The organism is Klebsiella oxytoca (assembly GCF_009707385.1).
In the GTDB taxonomy this organism is placed as follows: Bacteria; Pseudomonadota; Gammaproteobacteria; order Enterobacterales; family Enterobacteriaceae; genus Klebsiella; species Klebsiella oxytoca_C.
The window spans coordinates 878,635-891,488 of record NZ_CP046115.1 but is presented as its reverse complement, the minus strand read 5'-3'; the positions used below and the strand labels follow the sequence as shown (position 1 = coordinate 891,488).

Sequence of the window (12,854 nt, the reverse complement as noted above, 5' to 3'; positions counted from 1 at the left end):
GGTTGTCCCCTCACCCTCTCCCCTGAGGAGGAGGTGAGGGGAACTGGCTCGCCAGCTATTCGGAGCACACTATGTTAGAAGATCTCAAACGCCAGGTCCTTGAAGCCAACCTGGCCCTGCCAAAGCACAATCTGGTCACCCTCACCTGGGGCAACGTCAGCGCCGTTGACCGAGAGCGCGGTGTACTGGTGATCAAACCCTCCGGCGTCGACTACAGCGTGATGAGCGCCGAGGATATGGTAGTGGTCAGCCTGGAGACCGGCGAAGTGGTTGAAGGCCAGAAAAAACCTTCTTCAGATACGCCAACCCACCGCCTGCTGTATCAGGCTTTCCCGACGCTGGGCGGCATTGTTCATACCCATTCGCGTCACGCCACCATCTGGGCGCAGGCAGGACAGTCAATTCCAGCCACCGGCACCACTCACGCCGACTATTTCTACGGCGCGGTTCCCTGCACCCGACTGATGACCGACGACGAGATCAACGGCGAGTACGAGTGGCAAACCGGCGAAGTGATCGTCGAAACCTTTCGTGAAAAAGGCATCGATCCGGCGCAAATGCCCGGCGTGCTGGTGCACTCCCACGGCCCGTTTGCCTGGGGTAAAGACGCCGAAGACGCGGTACATAACGCCATTGTGCTTGAGGAGATCGCCTATATGGGCATCTTCTGCCGCCAGCTGGCGCCGCAGCTGCCGGATATGCAGCAGACGCTGCTGGATAAACACTATCTGCGCAAGCACGGCGCGAAAGCCTATTACGGGCAATAAACCCGCGCTCTCCCCGGCTCGCGCTGCGCTTAGCCGGGCTACAGGTGCACAGCCTCCGGGAGATAGCGCACACCACACCTGTATAAAATCCCAGCATCATTCAGTGAACCAGGCTATAATCAGGCCTGGTTTTTACTAATTGAGAACACGGCGTGACGCAGCCACGAGAAGGTTTTTTACTCACCCGTCACTGGCGGGATACCCCGCAGGGCACCGAACTGACTTTCTGGCTGGCAACCAATGACGGCCCGCTTGAGATCACGCTGCCGCCGCAGGAGTCCGTGGCTTTCATCCCCGAGTCCCAGCGCCCGCAGGTTGAACGCCTGCTGCAGGGAGAAAACGGCCATCGCCTTGCTACGCTAAAGCTGCAAGATTTTCATCGCCAGCCGGTGTTTGGCCTCTACTGTCGCGCTCACCGCCAGCTGATGCGGCTGGAAAAAAAGCTGCGCGAAAACGGCGTCACGGTTTATGAAGGCGACGTTCGTCCGCCGGAACGCTATTTGATGGAGCGCTTTATCACCGCCCCGGTGTGGGTTGAAGGCGAGACGCGCGGCCAGCGGTTGGTTAACGCGCGCCTGAAGCCCAATCCCCACTATCGCCCGCCGCTGAAATGGGTTTCTCTGGATATCGAAACCAGCCGCCACGGCGAGCTCTACTGCATCGGTCTCGAAGGCTGCGGCCAGCGCGTCGTCTATATGCTCGGCCCGGCGCCCGCTTCCCCGCCCGCCGTCGACTTCGAACTGGAGTACGTCGCCAGCCGCCCGCTGCTGCTGGAAAAGCTTAACGCCTGGTTTGCCGACCACGATCCGGACGTACTGATCGGCTGGAACGTGGTGCAGTTTGATTTGCGCGTTCTGCAAAAGCACGCCGAGCGCTATCGTATCCCGCTGATGCTCGGGCGCGGCCACAGCGAGCTGGAGTGGCGCGAGCACGGTTTTAAAAATGGCGTTTTCTTTGCTCAGGCCAACGGCCGCCTGATTATCGACGGCATTGAGGCGCTGAAATCCGCCTTCTGGAATTTCTCCTCTTTTGCCCTGGAATCGGTCGCCCGCGAGCTGCTCGGCGAGGGCAAAGCTATTGATAACCCGTGGGATCGAATGGATGAAATCGACCGCCGCTTTCACCACGATAAACCGGCGCTGGCCACCTATAACCTGCAGGACTGCGAGCTGGTCACGCGCATCTTTCATAAAACCGAGATCATGCCGTTTTTGCTGGAGCGCGCGACGGTCAACGGTCTGCCTGCGGATCGTCACGGCGGTTCGGTAGCCGCCTTTAGCCATCTCTATTTCCCACGGATGCACCGTCTCGGCTACGTCGCGCCAAACCTCGGCGAAGTGCCGCCGCAGGCCAGCCCCGGCGGCTACGTGATGGACTCACGCCCCGGTCTGTACGACTCGGTACTGGTGCTGGACTATAAAAGCCTGTACCCGTCGATTATCCGTACCTTTCTGATCGACCCGGTGGGGCTGGTCGAAGGTCTGGCGCAGCCCGATGACGCTCACAGTACCGAAGGCTTTCTCGGCGCGCGTTTCTCGCGAGAAAAGCACTGCCTGCCGGGAATTGTCGGGCAGATCTGGCACGGGCGCGACGAAGCAAAACTGCATAAAAACAAACCGCTGTCGCAGGCGCTGAAGATCATTATGAACGCCTTTTACGGCGTGCTCGGCACCAGCGCCTGCCGCTTTTTCGATCCGCGTCTGGCCTCATCCATTACCATGCGCGGCCACGCAATAATGCGCCAGACTAAAGCGCTGATTGAGTCCCGGGGCTATGACGTTATCTACGGCGATACCGATTCCACCTTCGTGTGGCTCAAACAGGCCCACAGCGAAGAGGAAGCAGCTAAAATTGGCCGTTCGCTGGTGACCTTTGTTAACGAGTGGTGGGCGACGGAGCTTGCTAAAGACGGGCTCGTCAGCACCCTGGAGCTGGAGTTCGAAACCCACTTCTGCCGCTTTTTAATGCCGACTATTCGCGGCGCGGATACCGGCAGTAAAAAGCGCTACGCCGGGATGATTCAGGAAGCTGACGAGCAGCGCATGGTGTTTAAAGGGCTGGAGACGGTACGCACCGACTGGACGCCGCTGGCCCAGCAGTTTCAGCAGGAGCTCTATCTGCTTATCTTCCGCAATCAGCCCTATCGCGAGTACGTGCGCGAAACCATTGATAAGCTGATGAACGGCGAGCTCGACGATCGGCTGGTCTACCGTAAACGCCTGCGTCGTCCGCTGGCGGAGTATCAACGTAACGTGCCGCCGCACGTGCGCGCGGCAAGGCTCGCTGACGAACAAAACGTCAGGCTGGGCAGGCCGCAGCAGTATCAACAGCGCGGCAGCATTAAATATGTCTGGACCACTGGCGGACCGGAGCCGGTGGACTATCAGCAATCGCCGCTGGACTATGAGCACTATCTCTCTAAGCAATTAGAGCCGGTCGCCGAAGGAATTCTTCCCTTTGTCGATGACGATTTTGCTACAATAGCGACGGGGCAACTGGGGCTATTTTGAGCTTTTCTTATCCCTTCTTTTGGCACAAAAGCCGCAAAATGAAGGGTGAGGAGGACGTGACGAATGTTCCGCCATCCAGTAATATAGCGCCCTTTCCATTCCTGGACCCAATTTTGACGTATCTCCGATTCTCCCTGGAGATGCTCAACTATTGCCTGCAATCAAAGAACTAAAGAGCCGAACATATATGCCTTTTACACTTGGTCAACGCTGGATTAGCGACACAGAGAGCGAACTGGGATTAGGGACGGTCGTTGCGCTGGACGCACGCATGGTTACCCTGCTTTTCCCCGCCATCGGCGAAAACCGTCTGTACGCACGCAACGACTCCCCTATCACCCGCGTGATGTTTAACCCGGGCGATACCATCACCAGCCATGAAGGCTGGCAACTCCAGGTTGACGAAGTTAAAGAAGAGAACGGCCTGCTGGCCTACGTTGGCACCCGCCTTGATACCCAGGAAGCTAACGTCATCCTGCGTGAAGTGCTGCTAGACAGCAAGCTGGTGTTCAGCAAACCGCAGGACCGCCTGTTCGCCGGGCAGATCGATCGCATGGACCGTTTCGCCCTGCGCTATCGCGCGCGCAAATTTCAGAGCGAACAGTACCGCATGCCCTGGAGCGGTCTGCGCGGCCAGCGCACCAGCCTGATCCCGCATCAGCTGAATATCGCTCACGATGTTGGTCGTCGCCACGCGCCGCGCGTCCTGCTGGCTGACGAAGTCGGTTTAGGTAAAACCATTGAAGCCGGGATGATCCTGCATCAGCAGCTGCTCTCCGGCGCTGCCGAACGCGTCCTGATTGTCGTCCCGGAAACCCTGCAGCACCAGTGGCTGGTGGAAATGCTGCGCCGCTTTAACCTGCGCTTCTCGCTGTTTGACGACGAGCGCTACGCCGAAGCGCAGCACGATGCCGTTAACCCCTTCGAAACCGAACAGCTGGTTATCTGCTCGCTGGATTTCGTCCGCCGCAGCAAACAGCGTCTGGAACATCTGTGCGATGCCGAGTGGGACCTGATGGTCGTCGATGAAGCGCATCATCTGGTGTGGAGCGAAGATGCCCCAAGCCGCGAATACCAGGCTATTGAGCAGCTTGCCGAACGCGTGCCGGGTATTCTGCTGCTCACCGCAACGCCGGAACAGCTGGGCATGGAGAGCCACTTCGCTCGTCTGCGCCTGCTCGATCCTAACCGTTTCCACGATTTCGCCCAGTTTGTTGCAGAGCAGCAGAACTACCGGCCGGTCGCTGATGCCGTCGCCCTGCTGCTCGCCGGTAATAAGCTAAACGATACCGAGCTGAACGCGCTTAGCGATCTGATCGGCGAACAGGATATTGAACCGTTATTGCAGGCCGCCAACAGCGATCGCGATGATGCCCAGGTTGCTCGTCAGGAGCTGGTATCGATGCTGATGGACCGCCACGGCACCAGCCGCGTGCTGTTCCGTAACACCCGTAACGGCGTAAAAGGCTTCCCGAAACGCGAGCTGCACACGATTCGTCTGCCGCTGCCGACCCAGTACCAGACGGCCATTAAGGTTTCCGGGATTATGGGCACGCGTAAAAACGCCGAAGAGCGCGCCCGCGATATGCTCTATCCGGAACAGATTTATCAGGAGTTTGAAGGCGATACCGGTACCTGGTGGAACTTCGACCCGCGTGTCGAATGGTTGATGGGCTATCTTACCAGCCATCGCTCGCAGAAAGTGCTGGTGATCTGCGCCAAAGCGACCACTGCGCTGCAGCTTGAACAGGTCCTGCGCGAGCGCGAGGGCATTCGTGCGGCAGTATTCCATGAAGGCATGTCGATTATTGAACGCGACCGCGCCGCCGCCTGGTTTGCCGAAGAAGACACCGGCGCTCAGGTACTGCTGTGTTCTGAAATCGGCTCCGAAGGCCGCAACTTTCAGTTCGCCAGCAACCTGGTAATGTTCGACCTGCCGTTTAACCCGGATCTGCTGGAGCAGCGCATCGGCCGTCTCGACCGTATCGGTCAGGCCCACGATATTCAGATCCACGTGCCGTATCTGGAAAAAACCGCTCAGTCGGTGCTGGTGCGCTGGTATCACGAAGGTCTCGACGCGTTCGAGCATACCTGCCCGACCGGCCGTACCGTCTACGATAGCGTGCATGATGAACTGATTAACTATCTCGCGACGCCGGAAAACACCGACGGCTTCGACGATCTGATCAAAGCCTGCCGCCAGCAGCACGAAGCGCTGAAGACGCAGCTGGAACAGGGTCGCGACCGTCTGCTGGAGATCCACTCCAACGGCGGAGAAAAAGCCCAGCAGCTGGCGGAAAGCATTGAAGAACAGGATGACGACACCAGCCTGATCGCTTTCTCGATGAACCTGTTTGATATCGTCGGCATCAACCAGGACGATCGCGGAGAGAATCTGATTGTCCTGACCCCGTCTGACCATATGCTGGTCCCGGATTTCCCGGGCCTGCCGGAAGATGGCTGTACCATCACCTTCGAACGCGATGTCGCCCTGTCCCGCGAAGATGCCCAGTTCATCACCTGGGAGCACCCGCTGATCATCAACGGTCTGGATCTGATCCTTTCCGGCGATACCGGCAGCAGCACCATCTCGCTGTTGAAGAACAAGGCCCTGCCGGTGGGAACCCTGCTGCTGGAGCTGATTTACGTCGTTGAAGCGCAGGCGCCGAAGCAATTGCAGCTCAACCGCTTCCTGCCGCCGACGCCGGTGCGCATGCTGCTCGATAAAAACGGTAACAACCTCGCCGGTCAGGTAGAGTTCGAAAGCTTTAACCGCCAGCTGAGCGCGGTTAACCGCCACACCGGCAGCAAGCTGGTCAACGCCGTCCAGCAGGACGTGCACGCCATACTGCAACAGGGTGAAGGCCAGGCGGCAAAAGCGGCCCAGGCGCTGATCGACGCCGCGCGTCAAGAAGCCGATGATAAGCTGACCGCCGAGCTGTCGCGCCTTGAAGCGCTGCGCGCCGTGAACCCGAACATCCGCGACGATGAACTGGCGGCTATCGAGAGTAACCGTCAGCAGGTTATGGACGCTCTGGCGCAGGCGGGCTGGCGCCTGGATGCGCTGCGCTTAATCGTGGTCACTCACCAGTAACGGAACGCGAATATGGCGATGGAAAACTACAATCCGCCGCAGGATCCCTGGCTGATTATTCTCTACCAGGACGAGCACATTATGGTGGTCAACAAGCCGAGCGGCCTGTTGTCCGTGCCAGGCCGGCTTGCTGAGCACAAAGACAGCGTGATGACGCGCATTCAGCGCGACTTCCCGCAGGCAGAATCAGTGCACCGGCTGGATATGGCGACCAGCGGCGTGATTGTGGTGGCCCTGACCAAAGCGGCAGAGCGCGAGCTAAAACGTCAGTTCCGCGAACGTGAGCCGAAAAAGCAGTACGTCGCCCGCGTCTGGGGGCATCCGGAAAAAGCCGAAGGTCTGGTGGATTTACCGCTGATTTGCGACTGGCCGAACCGGCCAAAGCAGAAAGTCTGTTACGAAACCGGCAAAGCGGCGCAAACCGAGTATGAAGTGCTGGAGTTTGCGGAAGATAATACCGCCCGCGTGCGCCTGAAGCCGATTACCGGGCGCTCGCATCAGCTGCGCGTGCATATGCTGGCCCTGGGCCATCCGATTCTTGGCGATCGCTTTTATGCATCGCCAGAAGCGCTGGCCATGGCCCCGCGTCTGCTGCTGCACGCCGAAACCCTGACCATCACTCACCCCGCTTTCGGCAATACGATGACGTTCCGCGCGCCGATTGACTTCTGAACCTTCTGACCCGTGTCCCGGGTCATGCCGCCAGCGGCTCATCCGGGCTATTTTTCGCTGGTCATACCCGCGAGGAAACAGGGCGTTAGTCGCGGGCAAACCACGTATCAATCATCTGCTCAACGCGGGCCACCACCTGCCCGGTGTCATGGCGGCGGCTGCGGGCGCAGGCGTGCGCGGGTTCGTCACACAGCAGACAACGGCGCTGGTTTTCCCCCATTGACTGACGGCCCACCTGGCCATTTTGCGGGCAAATCACGTCGATATCCCACAGGCGGCCCAGCGGATGTGTATGCTCGAGGTCGGTACAGAAGGCTTTGATTTCGCTGGCCGCGTGATCGACGCACCACAGCGCCTCCGGCCCGGTTGGTAGCCACAGCACCTGGCGATCCAGGGTCTGCCAGCGGTGTTTCCACAGCATCTGATCGCAGGCCTGCAGCGCCACGCCCATCATATTACGGTAGCGAATACTGTCTTTCACCGCGCCCGGCGTCACCAGGGTCAGCGAAATTACCGGGCGTTGATAATGGGCCAGCCAGTCGGCCTGGCGAGCCGCACGCTGCTCTTTCGCCGCCAGCAGGGCTTCCATGCTTACGCCCTCACGGGCGAGAGTATCCACTGACATTTGTTTCTCTCCTCACTTAATAACAGGCGGCGGACAAGCTGCCGTCACAGTCGCGAATAATGGCGCTGATTGTATCGCTAAACGATCCCTGTTTTGGAGATGGGGCGCAGAAATTTTCTGCGCCATTTAAGCGGAAAGAGCAGACTTAACTGTTATAAAAAAGTTAAATTATGCCAAAAAGTGACTGAGGAACAGCAATCCCAGCGAAACATTAATTGCACCGCCGATTCTGGTTGCGATCTGCGCGAACGGCATCAGGTTCATGCGGTTTCCGGAAGTCAGGATTGCCACGTCGCCAGTGCCGCCCTGGCCGCTCTGACAGCAGGAGACAATCGCCACGTCGATAGGGTACATACCAATCTTTTTGCCCACCAGGAAACCGGTCGCCACCAGCGCCGATACGGTGCTGATAATCACCAGCAGATTGCTCACGGTAAACGCGTTGACCAGCTCCTGCCACGGGGTAATCGCCACGCCGACGGCAAACAGAATCGGATAGGTCACCGCCGTGCGGAAGAACTTATACACCATCTGTGAGCCTTCCTGCAGACGTGGAGAGACGCCGTTTACCAGTTTGAGCAGCACCGCAAGGAACAGCATTCCTACCGGCGCAGGCAGGCCGATGGTCTTCTGGCCCAGCATGCCCAGCATATAGAGCAGCACCGCCAGCAGCGCGCCGGAGGCCAGCGTCGTGACATCCATTTTGCCCTCGACGGGCGTTTCAGCGTGCGTCTCGTTGCGACGGTTCGGCATCAGCTGACCCTCGCCGGTCAAATGCGGAAATCGCTTGCCAAGCTGATTCAAACAGCCGGAGATAACAATCGCCGTCAGGCTACCCAGCATCACCATCGGCAGCACGCGCCCAAGCGCAACGCCCTGATCCATATGCATCAACGCAGCGTAGCCAATCGACAGCGGAATGGCCCCCTCACCTACGCCACCGGCCATGATCGGCAGGACAATAAAGAAGAACACCTGAAACGGCTCCAGTCCCAGAGCGGTACCAACGCCGACGCCAACCACCATACCGACGATTTCTCCGCACAGCATCGGGAAGAAAATCCGCAGAAAGCCCTGAATCAGCGTAGTGCGGTTCATGCTCATAATGCTGCCGACGATAATACAGCAGATATACAAATAAAGAATGTTGGTCGATTTATAGAATTTGGTGGTCGACTCCACCACCACATCCGGCAGCAGGCCGTAATGCACCAGTGCAGAAGGTATAAATGTCGCACAAATAGCCGCGGCGCCAAGCTTGCCCAGTACCGGCAGACGTTTACCGAATTCGCCGCAGGCAAAGCCAAAAAAGGCCAGCGTCGCCACCATAACGACGATATCGCTCGGCAGCTTGCCGCCCAGGCAGTCCAGGGCTATCAGGCCGCCAGCCAGCAGAAAGAGCGGCAGCGGGATAATACCCACTTTCCAGTTGTCGAGAATATGCCACCAGCGCTGCTTCAACGGCGCTTTCGGGGTATTAATAGGGTCGATGGATACAGAGAATGCATTGTCTGTGGTGCTCATGTTTAAGCCCTCTGGTTATTATTACTTTTCAGGTTAGAGGGCCTGGCGCAGACTTAATGTGAGATTCACCAGATTAAAAACGAAGTTTTAATGGTCACTATGGTTTTTATGGTTTCTATTATTTATGTGATATTTATCTGATTTATTACCGTGGTTTTTAAGGTTTTTAAATTCATTGGCTAATTGGCCTTGATAAATTCATCGCCAGCGGATAATTGTGGTTTCCTGACGCCCGCGTGGGCGCTCACAGGTTTCCCTCCGCCACGATGCCGGCGTCGTAAAAGATGATACAGTGCCGCATCACTGATACTGTGCATCATACTTATGAAGGTTTCATTTCAATTTAAGCTGTTTATTGCGCTGGTTGCCTTTTTCTCAGTTCTGTTCTCATTACTGGGCGTTTATTACTATTTTGACGCCAGCCATCAGCTTTATCAGGAAATGAGCGCCCGGGCGAAAATACAGGCGGAAGAAATCGCCCTGATGCCGGACTTACGTCAGCAGGTCGCACGGGAAGATGCGTCGGCGATAAAACCGTTTATGCAAAATATTGCCGCCCACAGCGACGCCAGCTTTATTGTCATTGGCGACAAGCATGGCGTACACCTGTTTCATTCGGTCCATCCGCAGTGGGTTGGCACGCGGCTGGTTGGCGGCGATAACCAGCCGGTGCTGGAGGGGAAAAGCACCACCACCATCCGTCAGGGAGGGCTCGGTATTTCCCTGCGCAGCAAAGCGCCGATTTTCGATGACGAGGGCCGGGTGGTTGGCATTGTCTCCGTCGGCTACCTCACCAGCTACCTCGATAGCATTACGCTGGAAAAAGTGGTCAATATATTCGTCGCCGCGGTGCTGCTGCTTATCGCGCTGTTTATCTTCTCCTGGTATTTTACCCGCAGCATTAAGAAACAAATTTTCTCGCTGGAGCCGCGCGAAATTGGCCTGCTGGTGCGTCAGCAAAAAGCAATGATGGAGTCGATATACGAAGGGGTGATCGTAATTGACCATAACCGACGTATTGAAGTGATAAATCACGCCGCCCGCCGCCTGCTCGGACTGAGCCAGCCTGCGCACCAGCTACGGGGCCAGTCAATCGATAGCGTCATTACGCCGCAGCCGTTTTTCGCCAGCGGAGAGATGCTCGAAAACGATACCCACGATGAGCTGTGCCGTTTTAACCAGTTAACCGTACTCGCCAGCCGGGTGCGTATCATGCTGGAGAATTCGCTCCAGGGCTGGGTAATTACCTTTCGCGATCGCGACGAAATAAACTCCCTTGGCGCCCAGCTCAGCCAGGTGAAACGCTACGTAGATAATCTGCGCATTATGCGTCACGAGCAGCTCAATCGTATGACCACTCTTTCCGGCCTGCTGCATATGGGGCACTACGATGAGGCGATTCGCTATATTCAGGCGCAGTCGGAACATGCCCAGGAGCTGCTGGACTTTATTTCATCGCACTTTAATTCACCAACGCTGTGCGGCCTGCTGCTGGGTAAAGCCGCCCGCGCGCGGGAAAAAGGGGTTGAGCTGAGCTTTGACCCGGCCTGTCGTATCGATCGCCCGCTGCCGTCGTTAATGGAATCGGAACTTATCTCTATCATCGGTAATCTGCTGGATAACGCCATCGAAGCCACCCAGCGTGCCGAACTGCCGCACGAGCCGGTCGAGATCCTGATTCAGCTCAATGCCCGGGAATTGATGATTGAAGTCGCCGACCGCGGCGTAGGTATTCGCCCGGAGATCCGCGAACATATTTTTGAACGCGGCGTCACCACCAAAACCCGTGGCGATCACGGTATTGGCCTGTACCTTATCGAGCGTTATGTCACCCAGGCCGGTGGTACGATAGAAGTAGCCGACAACGCGCCGCGCGGCGCGATTTTTACGCTGTTTATTCCCGCCAACGGGCCAGCTCAACCGCAAGAAGAGACGCAACATGCATCATGACCTGATCGATGTTCTGATCATCGAAGATGAAAGCGAACTGGCGCGGCTGCACGCCGAGCTAATCCAGAAACACCCGCGCATGCGGCTGGCCGGCATGGCGGCATCGCTCGGCCAGGCGCGGCATATGCTCAACGCCAGACCGCCGCAGCTGGTTTTGCTTGATAACTATCTGCCGGACGGCAAAGGGGTGACGCTGATGAATGACCCCATTATGGCCCACGCGAACTGCTCGGTAATATTTATCACCGCTGCCAGCGACATGGAAACCTGTAGCCAGGCTATCCGTAACGGCGCTTTCGACTACATTCTCAAGCCGGTCTCGTGGAAGCGCCTGAGCCAGTCTCTTGAACGGTTTGTGCAGTTTTACGATCAGCAGCGTGAATGGAAGATCGTCGACCAGCAGAACGTCGATTCGCTGTATCAACTACAGGCCAAAAACTATCGTGCCGACAGCGGCAGTAAAGGCATTGAGGAAAAAACGCTGGCGCTGGTGCAAAATCTGTTTACCGGCGAAGAAGAACGCTGCTTTTCGGTTGATGACGTGGTGAGCGAAGCGGGTTTGAGCAAAACCACCGCCCGGCGCTATCTGGAGCACTGCGTGGAAATCGGTTTTCTGGAAGTGGAAATGCTGTACGGCAAGATAGGCCATCCGCGCCGCGAACGTATCGTGACGCCTCTCCCATCGGCCGGGAGAGGCCGGAGGTTTAGAAACCGCGCTGCTCTTTAATCAGCTCCCAGGCTTTCTGGATCTCCTGCGCTTTCTGCTTAGCCATCTCCATCATCTCCGGCGGTAAACCTTTCGCCACCAGTTTATCCGGGTGATGTTCGCTCATCAGCTTACGGTAAGCGCGCTTGACGGTGGCGGCATCGTCGGTCGGTTTTACCCCCAGTACGTTGCAGGCATCTTCGAGGGTTGGCCCGCGCTGCGCCTGCTGCCAGCCTGCGTTACCACCGCGCTGGCCGTAAGATTGCTGCTGGGACCCGCCGCCAAACTGCGCCCCTCCCTGCATCATGCGCAAGAATTGCTCGAACTGAGCGCGGGAAATACCCAGCTCATCGGCAATCACAAACAGCACGTCACGCTCGTTAGGATGCAGGTCGCCATCGGCGAAAGCCGCCTGCAGCTGAATTTCCAGAAACATCCGAATTAAATCAAACCGTCCGAAACAGACGCTGCGCAGCTGGCGCATTTTTTCGCGCAGAGGATAATTGTCTGATTTTCCGACCCGAAACGCATGCTGTGCGGCGGTACGCGCTTCACCGTGAAGATTCATCCGATCCATCAGCAAATTGGCGACATGAATATCGGCCTCGGTGACGCGCCCTTTAGATTTGGTCAGATGCCCCATCACTTCAAAAGTGGTGGAGAAAAACAGCGATTGACGCTCCTGCTGGTTGGCAAAAACATTCAGCCGGCGACTACGTGCGCGGTCAAACATATGCCCGACTAAGAAGCCCAGCACCACGCCCCAGAAGCCTCCCCCCATCATCAACGCAACCGCAACGCCAATTATTTTACCCAAATACTGCATAGACTCCCCAATCTCTCTGCCGCCAGTTAAGCTATATCTGACCGCACGTTACAAAGCGTTTACGCCTCGGTCAATTGTGGGACATAGCCTATAATTTGCTTTATCATACTCGTCATTCTACACGGTGCCTAACGCTCGGGATCGAAACGGGCAGGATTAACACTAGCGCGATTAAGATGA

The 12,854-nt window shown here is 57.2% G+C and carries 9 protein-coding genes; 6 read left to right on the top strand and 3 right to left on the bottom strand.

The annotated features are described in order from the left end of the window. Window positions 1-71 precede the first annotated feature (71 nt). The 4 genes from araD (at window position 72) to rluA (ending at window position 7,043) form a co-directional block, all read left to right on the top strand. Window positions 72-767, top strand: a complete 696-nt coding sequence (araD, locus tag GJ746_RS04205; protein WP_154679066.1) for an L-ribulose-5-phosphate 4-epimerase — start codon at window positions 72-74, stop codon at window positions 765-767. A 152-nt stretch (window positions 768-919) separates the two neighbouring features. Then, on the top strand, window positions 920-3,277 hold the full coding sequence (polB, locus tag GJ746_RS04200; protein ID WP_154679065.1) for a DNA polymerase II: 2,358 nt from the start codon (window positions 920-922) through the stop codon (window positions 3,275-3,277). Window positions 3,278-3,464: 187 nt separating this feature from the next. Continuing rightward, window positions 3,465-6,371 carry an RNA polymerase-associated protein RapA gene (gene rapA, locus GJ746_RS04195; protein WP_154679064.1) on the top strand — a complete coding sequence of 969 codons (2,907 nt, stop codon included), beginning with the start codon at window positions 3,465-3,467 and terminating at the stop codon, window positions 6,369-6,371. A 12-nt stretch (window positions 6,372-6,383) separates the two neighbouring features. Next, on the top strand, window positions 6,384-7,043 hold the full coding sequence (gene rluA, locus GJ746_RS04190; RefSeq protein ID WP_154679063.1) for a bifunctional tRNA pseudouridine(32) synthase/23S rRNA pseudouridine(746) synthase RluA: 660 nt from the start codon (window positions 6,384-6,386) through the stop codon (window positions 7,041-7,043). Window positions 7,044-7,128: 85 nt separating this feature from the next. Here the strand turns inward: rluA and citX are convergent, their stop codons facing one another. Next, a complete protein-coding gene (gene citX / locus GJ746_RS04185; RefSeq protein WP_154679062.1) occupies window positions 7,129-7,668 on the bottom strand; it encodes a citrate lyase holo-[acyl-carrier protein] synthase in 540 nt (179 codons plus the stop codon). A gap of 168 nt (window positions 7,669-7,836) precedes the next feature. Further along, on the bottom strand, window positions 7,837-9,192 hold the full coding sequence (locus GJ746_RS04180; RefSeq protein WP_154679061.1) for a 2-hydroxycarboxylate transporter family protein: 1,356 nt from the start codon (window positions 9,190-9,192) through the stop codon (window positions 7,837-7,839). 324 nt (window positions 9,193-9,516) lie between these two features. On the opposite strand from GJ746_RS04180, the gene GJ746_RS04175 reads away from it, so the two are divergent. Both GJ746_RS04175 and GJ746_RS04170 read left to right on the top strand, forming a co-directional pair. Next, the gene (locus GJ746_RS04175) at window positions 9,517-11,142 is read left to right on the top strand and encodes a sensor histidine kinase (RefSeq protein WP_154679060.1); all 1,626 of its coding nucleotides are present in this window, start codon (window positions 9,517-9,519) and stop codon (window positions 11,140-11,142) included. Next, entirely contained in the window at window positions 11,132-11,869 is a 738-nt protein-coding gene (locus tag GJ746_RS04170; RefSeq protein ID WP_227852749.1) for a response regulator, read from the top strand. The genes GJ746_RS04175 and GJ746_RS04170 overlap by 11 nt, the downstream gene beginning before the upstream one ends. Here GJ746_RS04170 and djlA read toward each other — a convergent pair. Then, entirely contained in the window at window positions 11,847-12,674 is an 828-nt protein-coding gene (gene djlA, locus GJ746_RS04165) for a co-chaperone DjlA (protein ID WP_154679059.1), read from the bottom strand. The two genes, GJ746_RS04170 and djlA, sit on opposite strands and share 23 nt — an antisense overlap. Window positions 12,675-12,854 lie beyond the last annotated feature (180 nt).

Excerpts from the sequence above, each read along its gene's own strand:
- araD (WP_154679066.1), top strand. The coding sequence starts at position 72 with ATGTTAGAAGATCTCAAACGCCAGGTCCTTGAAGCCAACCTGGCCCTG.
- djlA (WP_154679059.1), bottom strand. The coding sequence starts at position 12,674 with ATGCAGTATTTGGGTAAAATAATTGGCGTTGCGGTTGCGTTGATGATG.
- citX (WP_154679062.1), bottom strand. The coding sequence starts at position 7,668 with ATGTCAGTGGATACTCTCGCCCGTGAGGGCGTAAGCATGGAAGCCCTG.
- GJ746_RS04180 (WP_154679061.1), bottom strand. The coding sequence starts at position 9,192 with ATGAGCACCACAGACAATGCATTCTCTGTATCCATCGACCCTATTAAT.
- GJ746_RS04170 (WP_227852749.1), top strand. The coding sequence starts at position 11,132 with ATGCATCATGACCTGATCGATGTTCTGATCATCGAAGATGAAAGCGAA.
- GJ746_RS04175 (WP_154679060.1), top strand. The coding sequence starts at position 9,517 with ATGAAGGTTTCATTTCAATTTAAGCTGTTTATTGCGCTGGTTGCCTTT.
- rluA (WP_154679063.1), top strand. The coding sequence starts at position 6,384 with ATGGCGATGGAAAACTACAATCCGCCGCAGGATCCCTGGCTGATTATT.
- rapA (WP_154679064.1), top strand. The coding sequence starts at position 3,465 with ATGCCTTTTACACTTGGTCAACGCTGGATTAGCGACACAGAGAGCGAA.